We start from the raw sequence: 15,423 nt of genomic DNA on the forward strand, positions 1-15,423 counted from the left end.
TCATTAATGTTATTAATTAAAGTTATATGAAATATAAAAATTTATTTTATATAAAATCAATAAAAAAACATTATATACAGCTATATATTTTAGTATATATTTATTTAACAGGAGGTTCATTTATGAATCACTATTAGCTTATTAAATCTTATTAGCAGTATTGTTAAATTAATTAAAATCCATGCTAATACATTAGCTATTATTAGATCTTGTATCCAATGCATACCAAATAATAAACGGCTAGTCGCGATAAGACAAGCCCAAATAAATACGATTAATATCGTTTTATAACATCGATATGGCCACAATAAATAAATTACTAATAATGCCCAACTAGTGGCGAATATAGTATGGCCTGATGGTAAAGAGAACCCAGTTTCATTAATCCAGTGTTTCTTTAGCCAAATAGGTAAATTTTTATTATTATTAGTTAAATTATTTACTATAATACTACGTTCTGTTTTTTTTAATTGATAAAATTTATATCTATCTAAACTGTAATTATTTTCTAACCATATTATATAAGGACGAGGTTCTTTAATTGTTTCTTTAATAAAATTTTTAATCTGTTGCCCTGCAAAAATTGAAATATTAATTATAAAAAACAGCTTTATTGTAGTTTTTAGCTTATAATGTAATTTTCTAAGTATCAAACTGTTTAAAATGATATTAGTTAATACTATCCAAGGACTAGTAACTGTTTGCATTACGAAAAAAATCCATTTTAATTTTACATCACTTTTACAAGGATACCAATGCCATCCTAATAACCAAAATGTTATTGGTATTATTAGTAATAATATAATCCCTAACGTAGTATACCTCAGAATCTTAAACAAAAATTTTTCCTTTAAAATAGGATACAATTAATTATATTAACTTTAAAAAGTTAATATAATTCACTAAAATCAAATTTCTAATAAATTAATCATCTTAAATTAAAAATAAAATTTTATACCTTATAGAAAGTGGGAAATTATATAAAATTAAGATACCATATAAATATTCATATTAATAGTGCATCTTCTAATGGTTTTTGGGAGAGTTACATGCAACTTAAAAAAGTAGCAGAGGCTATACTACCAACAATGTGGGGGGATTTTCTTATAGTAGGTTTTGAGGAATTAGCAACAGGTAATAATCATGTTGCATTAATATTTGGAGATATTAATAATTCAAGAAGACCAGTGCTTGCTAGAATACATTCAGAGTGTCTAACTGGAGATGCACTTTTTAGTATTCGTTGTGATTGTGGTTTTCAGTTACAAGCAGCTTTAAGAACTATTGCAAAAGAAAATAGAGGTATCTTATTATACCATCGTCAAGAAGGACGAAATATTGGCTTATTGAATAAAATTCTTGCTTATGCATTGCAAGATAAAGGTTATGATACAGTAGAAGCTAATTATCACCTCGGTTTTAATGCAGACGAAAGAGATTTCACACTTTGTGCTGATATGCTGAAATTATTAGGTATAAATGATATCAGATTACTAACCAATAATCCTAGAAAGGTAGAAATTTTGACAACATCTGGAATAAATATCGTTGAAAGAGTTCCTTTAGTTGTTGGTAGAAATTCTAAAAATGCATATTATCTTGATACAAAAGCAAAAAAAATGGGTCATTTAATACCTGAATCTTAAGATTAAATCTTTAATTAATCATTTTTCTTATTATATAATTTAAAATTATTCCATGGTAAAAATATTTTATTTCTTCATTTAGTTCTGAACCATTTATTTTAAGATTTTTCTAGTTAGATTAGAACGATGGATTTTTTCAAAAAAATCTGAAATTAATACTCTTACGCCTTGTAAATATGGTCTTTCTGCTGCCCAATCACGGTTAGAACCAGATACATATTCTTTACCAGCGATTAATATTAAAGGGGTTTTATATTTTTTATATTTCATCGCTGAATCCTAAATCGTTAGTTGTTTTCCATTCGGGAAATATTTAGTATATCATCCATATTATTAGATATTAAATAACATCCTATAGAGCTGTCTATATTAACAATACCAGCACGAGAAATAATTTAATGACCAAATATTGCTAATATTCTAATCATTTAAAATATTTTTTACTATTAAATTTGTTTCTTCTTTATTATTGTCAAAAAAATGGAGATGTACGAATATATTTAGATATTTTATTCTATTCATAGGTAGTATTTTTATTTATTTGAATACTTTCCCAATCTTTACTTCCAAAAAATAATTTTGTATATTTTTTGAAAAATATTATATTTTTTTATTTGGTGAGTCATATAATTAATTTCTTTATTAAATAGCCATATGTTTTTTAAAAATATATAATTACCATTAAAATTACTACCTATGGGATCCGTTTGTAAGTTAATATTAATTATTTTAGTTATTGCATAAGTTACCACTAAAGGTGGTGAAGCTAGACAATATATGGATTATAAAATAATTTATATTAATTTAATTTAAAATTAAATTAATTATAGATATAATCATTACTAATGACATTATTTGTAAAATAAAACAATAAATAATTGCAATAAATAAATTTATAAAAATAAGTTTTTTAATTATATAAAATATAAAATTTTTATCAATTTTCATCTATAATATTAATTAACTTTTTTAAAAATCGACATATAACTAGCTTTTATATGAAAAGCTAGTTATAGATACTATCTTTGACTTGATGTTTATAGGCTATATATTAGTTTAATATTAAAAACAATCAATTTAAATAATTTAAATTATTTAAATGGCAAAATTATATCCTTTAACATTGTTTCAATATCATCATTAGAACGTAAAGATACAGAAGCATCTACAATATCTCTAGTTAAATGAGGAGCAAAACGGTGTATAAAATCATACATGTAACTTCTTAAAAAAGTACTACGACGAAAACCTATTTTTGTAGTACTATTTGTAAAAATTTTTGAAGCTTCAATTCTTATTAAATCAGAATCTGATACTGGATCAACAGCCATACTTGCAATAACACCTACTCCTAAACCTAGTCTAACATACGTTTTTATAACATCAGCATCCGTAGCAGTAAACACAATACGTGGAATTAATCCTATGCGCTTAAATGCAATATCTAATTCAGATCGACCAGTGAAGCCAAATGTATATGTTACCAAAGGAAATTCTGCTAATTCGTTAACAGTTATTTCTTTTTTTTCTGCTAAAGGATGATTTGCAGTAACAATGATAGCTCTATTCCAATGATAGCAAGGTAACATTACTAAATCTTCGTATAGATGTAATGCTTCAGTAGCGATAGCAAAATCAGCAGTTCCTTTAGATACTGCTTCAACAATTTGTGTAGGCGAACCTTGATGCATATGTAATGATACAAATGGATATCGTTCAATAAATCCTTTGATTACCATAGGCAAAGCATAACGTGCTTGAGTATGAGTAGTAGCTACATATAAAGATCCCTTATCTGGCCAAGTATACTCACCTGCAACTGACTTAATTGCATCAACTTTAGATAATATTTCACGAGCAATTCGTATAATTTCTTCACCTGCTAAAGTAACTTTAGTTAAATGCTTACCACTACGTGAAAAAATTTGTACTCCTAATTCATCTTCCAGCATCCGCACCTGCTTACTAATACCTGGTTGTGAAGTATAAAGTCCTTCTGCTGTCGAAGAAACATTAAGGTTATGATTAACTACCTCGACGATATAGCGGAGCTGTTGTAATTTCATAATTAGTTTATCCCAGTAATTTATAGATTTATATTTCTGATTGATATATTATTATCTTATAAATTTTAAAAATAATATCTATTAGAAATAATGTTACAATTATATTGTATTTTAGATATAATCATAAAACTCATTTTTATATTCACTAATATAAAAACAATATTCATGCTTATTTTTATTGAAGTAATTAATTTTTGATTTCTTGCCATTTGCCTTTTGTATAAAAAGCAATCCAATTAGTTATTCTACCTCGTTTTTTAGATACTATATACTGCTGTTTTTTATTTTGATTATATCGTATTATGGTTTTATTACCATCTGGATCGGTACATGGTGCTTCAGCAAGATATTTCAAATTATTAGGTAAACGTTCACTAAAGCGTTTCAGTTCTTCAACTAAAGGAGATCTGGTTTCACGTGATTTAGGGAAAGTACTTGCTGAAAAAAATACTCCAGTAGAACTATTACGTAATACAAAATAATCATTTGATTTTTCACAAAGTAATTCTGGAAACGGAACTGGATCTTCAGTAGGTGGAGCAATATTACCATCTTTTAAGATTTTACGAATATTTTTGCAATTAGTATTAGTACAACTAATATACTTACCAAAACGCCCTATTTTTAAGTCCATTCTAGAACTACATTTTTCACAACTTATTTCTAAATACTTGTTTCCCTCAATATAAAATCGACCTTTTTCTATTTTGTAGCCATCACAATTAGGATTATTACTACATATATAAATTTTATATTTACCATCAATAGTTATATAATTATCCATAATTATATTACACTTTAAACAATGTTTATGTATAATTAAATTATTATTTTTATCATAATCATGATTTAAATCATTGGTTAATTCATCTTCTAATATTAAATTAATAGTTTTTTTACAACGATTTTTTAAAGATAATGAATAGCCTGAGCATCCTAAGAAAACGCCAGTACTTCCAGTACGAATACCCATCTTACGATTACAAACTGAACAATTAATTGACACTAATACCACATTATTTAGCTGCATACCTCCTTCTTGAGGTTCTTTTTCCGCTTTATTTAGTTGTTTAATAAAATTATTAAAAAATACATCTAATACTGTTTTCCATTTTGCTTGATTACTAGCAATTTTATCAAGAACATTTTCCATTTGAGCAGTAAAATTATAATTCATCAATTCACTAAAATTTTTTTCTAAACAATCGGTAACAATTTCTCCTATCTTTTTTATATATAAACGACGATTTTTAGTACGTATATATCCTCGATCTTGAATAGTGGAAATAATAGAAGAATAAGTAGAAGGACGACCTATTCCTAGTTTTTCTAATTCCTTAACCAAAGATGCCTCATTAAAATGAGATAAAGGTTGGGTAAAATGTTGACTTGGAATTAATTTTTTAAGATAGAGAACATCACCAATATTAATATCAGGTAGTATATGATTTTCATGCTTTTTATTTTGTAAAATTTTAACCCAACCATCAAAATATAAAATTCTTGTTCTATATTTTAATTTATATTTACCAGCTATTGCTATTAATGTTATCGATTCATATTGTGCTGGTAGCATTTGAGACGCAACAAACTGAGACCATATTAATTGGTATAATTTTTTTGTATCTAGTTCCATTCCTTCTAAATTTTCTGCTAACAATGTAACATTAGAAGGTCTAATTGCTTCATGAGCTTCTTGAGAGTTTTTTTTATTTAAATAATTAATTGGGTCTTTTGGAATATATTTATTACTAAACTGTTTTTTAATATAGAGACGAACAGCATCTATAGCTTCTTGACTTATATACGTTGAGTCAGTACGCATGTAGGTAATATAACCAGCTTCATATAAATGTTGAGCAATAAACATTGTTTTTTTACAACTAAAACCTAAATGTATATTAGCCGCTTGCTGTAATGTCGAAGTGATGTAAGGAGCATTAGGTTTAACATTAATTATTTTTTTTTGATATTTGCTAATTTTATAAGATAATTTATTTAATAAATTAATATGATTATGGATATCTTTATTATTAGAATCAAAAACATTATCATTAAAATGAGTTACTTCCATTTCAAGATCTTCATCCTTAAAAGTTTTAAAATTAGCTTTTAATTTCCAATATTCTTTGGGAATAAATGTTTTAATCTTGCGTTCTCTTTCTACTATTAGCTTAACAGCTACAGATTGAACTCTACCTGCAGATAGTCCTCGAGCAATTTTTTTCCATAATAAAGGAGAAACCATATAACCTACAACTCGATCCATAAAACGACGTGCTTGCTGAGCATTAACTCTATTAATGTTTAATTGAACAGGTTGTTTGAAAGCTTGTAGAATTTTATTCTTTGTAATTTCATTAAATATTATACGACTGAAGCGATTATTATTTCCACCAATAACCTCTTGTAAATGCCAAGCAATAGCTTCTCCTTCTCTATCAAGATCAGTAGCAATATAAATATGATCTGCTTTTTCAGCTAGTGTTCTTATTTCTGAAACTATTTTTTCTTTGCCAGGAATAATTTGATAATTCGCTTCCCAATCATTATAAGGATTAACTCCCATACGTTTTATAATAGTTGTTTGACGATCTATTTTTGTTTTTATGTTTTTACTTATAATATCTTTATTAATAACAAAAACATTACTTTTTTGTAAATCTCTAATATGACCTACACTGGATTTCACTACATAGTCATTACTAAGATATTTATTAATTGTTCTGGCTTTTGCTGGTGACTCAACAATAACAAGTGTTTTACCCATGTTTACTAATACCTAAATTTATTTTTATTAAAGAGTTGGATGCTTTCAATATTTGTTTTACACTATTAAATTTCAATTAAAATAATATTTAGTATAAATTAGTTTAAAAAATTATTATATAATGAGTCTAAATGTCTAGTTTATATATTAAAAATATAGATAACTATTTATAGAAGATTATAATTACATATTTAATAATTTATCCTAAATTTTTTTAGGACGATTTTAATAATAAAAATTTTTTAATTTTAAGTTAATTCTTATAAATAAGAAGTATAAATATAAAATCTCGTTAATTTTATGGATAAATTTATTATTTAGTCTGAAGTTAATTCATTTGTAAAACTTAAATTTAGGTATATTTGAAATATTTACAATGATAATACACTATATTGGTTATAAAACTAAAACACTATTAGTAGAAGGATATAAATAAATTGTTAAGCAATTATTTTTTTATATACTTAAAAAAATAGGAATCCTTTAAGATAGACGTCTCATCCATTAAAATATCAAATATTTTACTCCTTCTTTTTATATATCTTATGCTTATTACGTTAAAATCATCCATACTGTTAATGATAAAATCATCGCTAGTTCCTATTTCATCAATTAAACCCATTGATAAAGCATCATGCCCATACCAATATTCTCCTGTTGATATATTATCAATGTTTACTATTGGACGCATTTTATAAACAAAATTTTTAAATAATGAATGTGTTTTATTTAGTTCTTCTTTAAATTTTTCACGTCCTTCTTCAGTATTTTCTCCAAATAATGTTAAAGTACGTTTATATTGTCCTGCAGTATGCATCTCTATATCAATGTTATTTTGTTTTAATAAACGATTAAAATTAGGAATTTGGGCTACAACGCCCACTGAACCTAATACCGAAAATGGCGTTGCTATAATATGATTAGCTACGCAGGCCATCATATATCCTCCGCTAGCTGCTACTTTATCTACGGCTACAGTAATATGCAAACCTCTATCCCTCATTCGTTGTATTTGAGAAGCTGCCAATCCGTAACCATGAACTACTCCACCAGAGCTTTCTAAACGTATTAAAACTTTATCATTAACTTGATTAACTGCTAAAATAGCAGATACTTCCTTTCTTAATGAATCTACTTCTTTAGCGCTAATACTTCCTTTAAAATCAATAACATATAATGTGTTTTTTTCTTGTAATTCACCATTTTTTATAGCTGTTTTTTCTAATTTAAATTGTTTCTTTTTTTCTTTTTTTTTTTTTTTTAACCAATTTTTTTTCGCTTGTGATGAGATTTTAGATAGTTGTAAATCTCTTTTCATTTGAGAGTAATCTTTGTTTAAATTCTTAATATGAAATCGACCACCTTGATTTTTTCTTCTTAAAGTTCCGCTTATAAAAATTAGAGCAACAGCAAAAATTAAAATTATTGCTGTTGCAAACTTTGTTAAAAAAAGTCCATAATTTAATAAAAAATTCATTATTTTACCCTACTACTAGAGAAATTAAAACAAAATTAATTTCATTATTTATCTTAATTATTAATAATTGATTATACTATAAATAGTGAAATTTTTAGTTAATTATTTATATAATATGTAATTAAACATAAGATGTTAATGATTATTTTAATTTAAATTATTGTACATCTATTTTAATTAGAATTTATTTCTAATTTTATGTTTAATCATTTTCAAAATTAATATTAATTAATTAATAATTAAATATAGATAATTTAACTTTATATTAAATCATTTCGTCATTATTTTTTTAAAGATAAATTAAATGGCAATATTGTTATTGTTATTTACAATTTCTTAATTAGATTTATAAAATTTAATATTGTTATATTAATAACAATTTTAAAAATTATACATTTTTTATCAAAAAAACGCCTAATTAGATAATATGGTTATATTAATAGAATTAAATATATGGTAAAAATGATATTTTAATATAAATATTTTTATTAAATTAATAAATAACCAATGTTAATAAATATTCTAAAATACAAAAAATATAATTTTAGTATTTTATTAACTAAATAATAAAATTCAATTAATAAAAGACAATATTGCTTAATATCTTAATCAATTTTACATACTTATAAGATAAAAAAATAAAATATTTTATTTTTTGAATTTATTTACTGAACATAAATCTGAAAACTAATTATACCCGCTATAAACAAGCGGGTTTTTTTATATAATTGAGAGAAAATGATTATGTCAAATGATAAACATACAGTAAAATTAATTACTATTGATGTTCCCTATTGTGAAAATCCAGGAATATTATTTTACCAATTATGTGGTTTACGTCCAGCAACTTTACTCCTTGAATCTGCAAATATAGATAGTAAAGAAAATTTAAAAAGTTTATTAATTGTAGATAGTGCATTACGAATTAGTGCTATAGATAATCATGTTTTTTTACAGGCTTTATCGAAAAATGGCAAAACACTATTATCATTATTGGACAATGTATTACCTAAATATATAAATAAAGAAATAAATAATAATGAATGTAAATTAATATTTCCAAATACTTATAATATACAAGATGAAGATAATAGATTAAAAAACCCATCTATATTTGATCCACTTAGATTAATTTTACAATTAATACAAGTACCTAAAGATAAAAAAGAAGCATTTTTACTTGGAGGTTTATTTGCTTATGATTTAGTTTCAAATTTTGAGAATATACCTAAAACAAAAAGAGAACAAAATTGTCCTGATTATTGTTTTTATTTATCTGAAATTTTATTAAAAATAGATCATCAAAGTAGGACTGCTTATTTGCAAGCTAGTGTTTTTTGTAGATCTATAGAGGAATTTAAACGCTTAGAAATGCGTGTAAAACAATTGCATATAAAAATGCTAAAAACATTTTCTGAATTACCAACAAAAAAAATTAGAAATATGAAATTAATCATCAATAAAAATGATGAGGAATATTGTAATATAGTTCAGCAAATGCAGCAATTTATACGTTTAGGAGAAATATTTCAAGTAGTACCTTCACGTCGTTTTTATTTACCATGTCCCTCTCCATTATCTGCTTATAACATACTAAAAAATGATAATTTAAGTCCTTATATGTTTTTTATGCAAGATAAATATTTTTCATTATTCGGTGCTTCACCAGAAAGTTATTTAAAATATGATGCAAATTCACGACAAATTGAGATCTATCCTATAGCAGGAACAAGACCTAGAGGATTATATTCTGATGGATCATTAGACTTAGATCTTGATAGTCGTATTGAACTTGAACTGCGTACTAATCATAAAGAACTTTCTGAACATCTTATGTTGGTAGATTTAGCACGCAACGATTTAGCACGCATATGTATACCCGGCACCAGGTATGTATCTGATTTAACTAAAGTTGACCGTTATTCTTATGTAATGCATTTAGTATCTCGTGTTATAGGCAAACTAAGACCAGATTTAGATGCTTTGCATGCATATAGAGCTTGCATGAATATGGGAACCCTTAGTGGAGCTCCTAAAGTACGTGCTATGCAATTAATAGCTGATGTAGAAGGTATTAGTCGTGGTAGTTATGGGGGATCTATAGGTTATTTAACTGCGCAAGGAGATTTAGATACATGTATTGTTATTCGTTCTGCATACATTGAAAAAGGAATAGCTACAGTACAAGCTGGATCTGGTGTAGTATTAGATTCTAATCCGCAAGAAGAAGCAGATGAAAGCCGAAACAAGGCTAGAGCCGTTCTACGTGCTATTGCAATCGCACATAATTGTGAGGATAATTTTTAATGGCCAAGATTTTGCTTATTGATAATATTGATTCTTTTACATATAACTTTGTTGACCAATTAAGAATTCTTAATCATGATGTTTTTGTTTATAGAAATAATGTATCTGTAGATTTATTAATTGATTTTATTAATTATATGAAAAATGTAGTTATTGTCTTATCAGCCGGACCTGGATCTCCTAAAGATGCCGGCTGTATGTTAAAACTTATTGAAAGATTATGTGGATATAAACCTATTATAGGAATTTGTCTTGGTCATCAAGCTATTATAGAATTTTATGGAGGTAAAATTTGTCAGTCAAGGGAAATTTTACATGGAAAAATTTCTTTAATACATCATGATGGAGAAGCCATGTTTAAAAATCTTAAAAATCCCATGACAGTTGCAAGATATCATTCATTAATTGGAGATAATATACCAGTTTGTTTAACTGTTAATGCCAGATATAAAGACATGGTCATGGCAGTACGTCATGACAAAGACCTTGTATGTGGATTTCAATTTCATCCTGAATCTATATTAACAACACAAGGAGCTCAGTTAATTGAACAAACAGTAAATTGGGTAATTAAAAAATAAAATTAAGGACAGCAATATTATGTATATTCTCTTAGAGAAACTCTTCCAAGCACAAAATCTTTCTAAATTAGAAAGTTATCAATTATTTAAAGCAATAATTAACGGCCAACTTAACGAAACACAGTTATCGGGAGCTTTAATTGCAATGAAAGTACGAGGAGAAACTCAGGAGGAAATTTTTGGTGCAGTAAATGCTTTATTGGATAATGTTAAAACATTCAATCGTCCAGAATATGATTTTGCAGATATAGTTGGAACTGGTGGAGACTCAATTAAAACTATAAATATTTCTACAGCTAGCTCACTTGTAGCTGCAGCTTGTGGTGTTAAAATCGTCAAACATGGAGGTAAAAGTACATCAGATAATTTTGGATCTTCTGAAATATTGAAATCTTTAGGAATTAATTTAAATATTTCATCAAATAAAGCACGTGAGATACTAGATGATTTAAATATTTGTTTTCTGTCTGCTTCAAAATATCATACTGGATTTTATCATGCAATTAAAGTTCGTCAAAGATTAAAAACGAGAACAATATTTAATATATTAGGACCTTTAGTAAATCCAGCACGTCCATCTTTAACCGTAATTGGCGTATATAGTACAAAACTTTTAAGACCAATTATTAACATATTGAAAATTCTTAAGTATCGACATGCGATAGTAGTTCATGGAGGAGGAATGGATGAAGTAATTTTATATGATATAAATCATATTGCCGAATTACATAAAGGCAATATTACATTTTATCATTTAACTCATAAAGATTTTGGATTTGAATTACAACCTAAAGGATTGTTAAACATTAATACTCCAGAAGAAAATCATAATAATTTTATGAAATTAATTAGAGGCAAAGGAGATAAATCACATGAAGAAACTGTTGCTGCTAATGTAGCTATGATTCTTAAGGTTTTTGGTAATAAAAACTTACATGATAATGCGCAATATGCCCTTAAAGTAATTAAAAGTGGAAAAGTATATGAACTTTTATCAAGTCTGTTATCAAGAGGATAAATATGCAAGACAATATATTAAATAAAATTATTCAAGATAAAATATTTTGGATTGAAACTCGCAAAAAAAAACAACCATTAATTAGTTTTAATAAAAAAATTCAACCTTCAAACCGTAATTTCTACAATGCACTAAAAGGTCCAAATACTAAATTTATCCTTGAATGTAAAAAAGCATCTCCCTCTAAGGGATTAATTAGAAAAGGTTTTAATCCTTTAAAAATAGCTAATGTTTATAGAAACTATGCATCTGTAATATCAGTTTTAACTGATGAGAAATATTTTCAAGGAGATTTTTCTTTTCTTTCTATAGTTAGTTCAGTAACTACACAACCTGTACTTTGTAAGGATTTTATTATTGATCAATATCAAATTTATTTAGCACGTAACTATAATGCAGATGCTATTTTATTAATGTTGTCTATTTTAGATGATCAGCAATATTGTCAATTTGCAGCAATTGCTAATGAATTAAATATGGGAATATTAACGGAAGTTAGCAATGAAAACGAAGTTAAACGTGCTATTTCTCTTAAAGCAAAGGTAATAGGTATTAATAATCGTAATTTACAAAATTTTTCCATTGACATCGAAAAAACAAAACAGTTGGTTTCTTTTATTTCAAACAATAAAATAGTAATTAGTGAATCTGGAATTAGTAATCACTCTGATATTATAAGATTAAGTCATTTAGTTAATGGATTTTTAATTGGTTCAAAACTAATGGAAGAAGATAATCTTGAACTAGCCATTCGTAGTATTGTATTAGGAAATAATAAAATTTGTGGTCTATCTCGTATCGAAGATGCATATGTATCATATGATGTAGGTGCTATTTTTGGTGGATTAATTTTTATTGAAGAATCTCCTCGTAAAGTTAATATGATACAAGCAAAAAGAATTATTTCTAATACACCACTTAAATATGTAGGCGTCTATAAAAATGCCAAAATTAGTAAAATTGTAATGGATACTATTACACTTGGTCTATCAGCTGTTCAACTACATGGAAATGAAAATCAAGATTTTATTACCAAGTTACGTCAAGAATTACCTCTAAAAGTACAAATTTGGAAGGCATTAAGTATAAATGATATAGTTCCTGAACGTAATTTATCAGAAATTGATTTTTATGTATTTGATAATAAGACAGGTGGTTCAGGACAGAATTTTAATTGGAATTTGTTAAAAGGTCAAAAATTAGACAATGTAATATTAGCAGGAGGATTAAATCTAGATAATTGTTCATTAGCTTCTAGAATGGGTTGTTATGGGCTTGATTTTAATTCAGGAACTGAAAGTTCACCTGGCATTAAAGATTTTAGTAAAATTAAATCTATATTTCAAATGCTCAGGAACTATTAATTTTATTACTAAATGATAAATAAGGAATTTAAAGATGACTTTATTAAATCCCTATTTTGGTGAATTTGGTGGTATGTATTTACCACAAATATTGATGCCAGCTCTTTTACAACTTGAAAAAGAATTTGTTGTTGCACAAAATGATAAAAATTTTCAATTTGAATTTAAAACACTATTAAAAGATTATGCTGGTCGTCCTACTCCATTAACATTATGTAGAAATTTAACAAAGGGTACAAATACTAAATTATATTTAAAAAGAGAGGATTTATTACATGGTGGTGCTCATAAAATAAATCAAGTTTTAGGACAAGGTTTATTAGCTAATCGAATGGGAAAAAATAAAATTATTGCTGAAACTGGCGCTGGCCAACATGGTGTAGCTGTAGCATTAACATGTGCTTTACTAAATATGAAGTGTCGTATTTATATGGGATTTAAAGACATAAATCGTCAAGTAACTAACGTACTTCGAATGAAACTTATGGGTGCTGAAGTTATTCCAGTACACAATGGTTCAGCAACTTTAAAGGATGCATGTAATGAAGCATTACGTGAATGGTCTGATAATTACGAAAATACACACTATATTTTAGGCACAGCTGCAGGTCCTCATCCATTTCCAACTATAGTACGTGAATTTCAAAGTGTGATTGGAAAAGAGACTAAAGATCAAATCTTAAAAAAAGAAGGCAGATTACCGGATACAATTATAGCATGTGTTGGTGGTGGATCTAATGCTATAGGTATATTTACTAATTTTATTGAAAATAATACGGTGGAATTAGTAGGTGTTGAACCTGCAGGTCACGGTATTGAAACAGGAAAACATGGTGCTCCGTTAAAACATGGCCGTACTGGTATTTATTTTGGTATGAAATCATTAGTAATGCAAACATCAGAAGGCCAAATAAAAGAATCATACTCTTTATCTGCTGGTTTAGACTTTCCTTCTATTGGTCCTCAACATGCATATTTAAACAGTATAGGTCGTGCTAATTATGTATCAATTACAGATCAAGAAGCACTTTTAGCATTTAAGAAATTATGTAGTTCAGAAGGCATTATTCCGGCTTTAGAAGCTTCACATGCTTTAGCTTACGCTTTAAAGATTATAGAATTAAATCCAAAAAAAGAACAGATATTAATAGTAAATATTTCTGGCCGTGGTGATAAAGATATTTCTATTGTTAATGATCATCATCAAATATAATAAGGAAATAGAATGAATCGTTATCAAAAACTTTTTAACACATTAAAAAATAATAAAGAAGGTGCTTTTTTCCCCTTTGTTCTTTTGGGAGACCCAACTCCAAAACTATCAATAAAAATTATTGAAGCTTTAGTTGAAGGTGGAGCAGATGGATTAGAATTGGGTATGCCTTTTTCTGATCCATTATCTGATGGTCCTATTATTCAGAAATCTAATTTACGTGCATTTAATGCAGGTATTACAGTTGAAAAATGTTTTAATATAATAACTAAGATACGTTATAGATACCCTAAATTGCCAATTGGATTATTAATGTATGCAAATCTTGTTTTTTCTAATGGAATTGAAAATTTTTATAGTAATTGTCATAAGGTAGATATAGATTCTATATTAGTTGCTGATATACCTATTGAAGAAGCTAAAGTTTTTATTAAAACATCATTAAAATATGATATCAATCAAGTATTTATTTGTCCTCCAGATTCTAATGTGGATTTGTTGCGTAAAATATCAAAATACAGCTGTGGTTATATTTATTTATTATCACGAACAGGTGTAACAGGTACTGAAAAACATGCTAACTTAATTGCTCCAGATATATTAAATAAATTACGTTCATATAATTCAGCTCCATTAGTACAAGGATTTGGTATTTCTAATATTAATCAAGTAAAAAAAATTATTAAAGCAGGAGTTGATGGTGTAATAGTTGGTTCTGCAATTATCAAAATAATAGAAAATTATTTTGATAAAATTGATGTAATGATTAAAGAAATAAAAATAATAGCTAAAAATTTTAAATCTGCTAGCATTAATAGTTAAATTATAAAAAATATATAATATATCATTAGATATAATCAATAGCATATCGTTTTTTCTGGATTAATTGGAAATATTTTACTGCTAATAACTATTTTATAAGTAATTTTTATTACGGCTAAAAAAATAGTAAGTATGTTAGGTGTAATTATTTCATTTTAC

General features: G+C 26.4%; 11 protein-coding genes and 1 pseudogene. 7 read left to right on the forward strand and 5 right to left on the reverse strand.

What is annotated here, in order from left to right:
* Window positions 1-116: 116 nt before the first annotated feature.
* Complete coding sequence (pgpB, locus tag CRV09_RS00860; protein ID WP_136132249.1) at window positions 117-839, reverse strand: phosphatidylglycerophosphatase B; 723 nt, start codon at window positions 837-839, stop codon at window positions 117-119.
* A gap of 210 nt (window positions 840-1,049) precedes the next feature.
* Here pgpB and ribA point away from each other — a divergent pair, with 210 nt between their 5' ends.
* Window positions 1,050-1,646 carry a GTP cyclohydrolase II gene (gene ribA, locus CRV09_RS00865; RefSeq protein WP_136132250.1) on the forward strand — a complete coding sequence of 199 codons (597 nt, stop codon included), beginning with the start codon at window positions 1,050-1,052 and terminating at the stop codon, window positions 1,644-1,646.
* Between the two features lie 114 nt (window positions 1,647-1,760).
* Here the strand turns inward: ribA and CRV09_RS00870 are convergent.
* The 4 genes and pseudogenes from CRV09_RS00870 to sohB form a co-directional block, all read right to left on the reverse strand.
* Window positions 1,761-1,925: pseudogene (locus CRV09_RS00870) on the reverse strand (hypothetical protein); the annotation flags it as partial.
* Between the two features lie 812 nt (window positions 1,926-2,737).
* Window positions 2,738-3,712, reverse strand: a complete 975-nt coding sequence (cysB, locus tag CRV09_RS00875; RefSeq protein WP_136132252.1) for an HTH-type transcriptional regulator CysB — start codon at window positions 3,710-3,712, stop codon at window positions 2,738-2,740.
* Between the two features lie 187 nt (window positions 3,713-3,899).
* Window positions 3,900-6,482 (reverse strand): type I DNA topoisomerase, encoded by a 2,583-nt coding sequence (gene topA / locus CRV09_RS00880; RefSeq protein ID WP_136132253.1) that lies wholly within the window; start codon window positions 6,480-6,482, stop codon window positions 3,900-3,902.
* A 448-nt stretch (window positions 6,483-6,930) separates the two neighbouring features.
* Window positions 6,931-7,959, reverse strand: coding sequence for a protease SohB (sohB, locus tag CRV09_RS00885; protein WP_136132254.1), 1,029 nt, complete (start codon window positions 7,957-7,959; stop codon window positions 6,931-6,933).
* A 744-nt stretch (window positions 7,960-8,703) separates the two neighbouring features.
* On the opposite strand from sohB, the gene CRV09_RS00890 reads away from it, so the two are divergent.
* The 6 genes from CRV09_RS00890 to trpA are packed head-to-tail and all read left to right on the forward strand — an operon-like array spanning window position 8,704 to window position 15,264.
* Window positions 8,704-10,266: an anthranilate synthase component 1 gene (locus CRV09_RS00890; RefSeq protein WP_136132255.1), complete on the forward strand. Its 1,563-nt coding sequence runs from the start codon at window positions 8,704-8,706 to the stop codon at window positions 10,264-10,266.
* Window positions 10,266-10,847 (forward strand): aminodeoxychorismate/anthranilate synthase component II, encoded by a 582-nt coding sequence (locus CRV09_RS03655; protein ID WP_136132256.1) that lies wholly within the window; start codon window positions 10,266-10,268, stop codon window positions 10,845-10,847. Before CRV09_RS00890 ends, CRV09_RS03655 begins: the two co-directional genes overlap by 1 nt.
* A gap of 19 nt (window positions 10,848-10,866) precedes the next feature.
* Window positions 10,867-11,865, forward strand: coding sequence for an anthranilate phosphoribosyltransferase (gene trpD / locus CRV09_RS03660; protein ID WP_136132257.1), 999 nt, complete (start codon window positions 10,867-10,869; stop codon window positions 11,863-11,865).
* A 2-nt stretch (window positions 11,866-11,867) separates the two neighbouring features.
* Window positions 11,868-13,229 carry a bifunctional indole-3-glycerol-phosphate synthase TrpC/phosphoribosylanthranilate isomerase TrpF gene (trpCF, locus tag CRV09_RS00905; protein ID WP_136132258.1) on the forward strand — a complete coding sequence of 454 codons (1,362 nt, stop codon included), beginning with the start codon at window positions 11,868-11,870 and terminating at the stop codon, window positions 13,227-13,229.
* Between the two features lie 34 nt (window positions 13,230-13,263).
* Window positions 13,264-14,442 carry a tryptophan synthase subunit beta gene (gene trpB / locus CRV09_RS00910; protein ID WP_136132259.1) on the forward strand — a complete coding sequence of 393 codons (1,179 nt, stop codon included), beginning with the start codon at window positions 13,264-13,266 and terminating at the stop codon, window positions 14,440-14,442.
* 12 nt (window positions 14,443-14,454) lie between these two features.
* On the forward strand, window positions 14,455-15,264 hold the full coding sequence (gene trpA, locus CRV09_RS00915; protein WP_136132260.1) for a tryptophan synthase subunit alpha: 810 nt from the start codon (window positions 14,455-14,457) through the stop codon (window positions 15,262-15,264).
* Window positions 15,265-15,423 lie beyond the last annotated feature (159 nt).

It is taken from the genome of Candidatus Pantoea edessiphila (genome assembly GCF_002933345.1).
Taxonomy (GTDB): Bacteria; Pseudomonadota; Gammaproteobacteria; order Enterobacterales; family Enterobacteriaceae; genus Pantoea_C.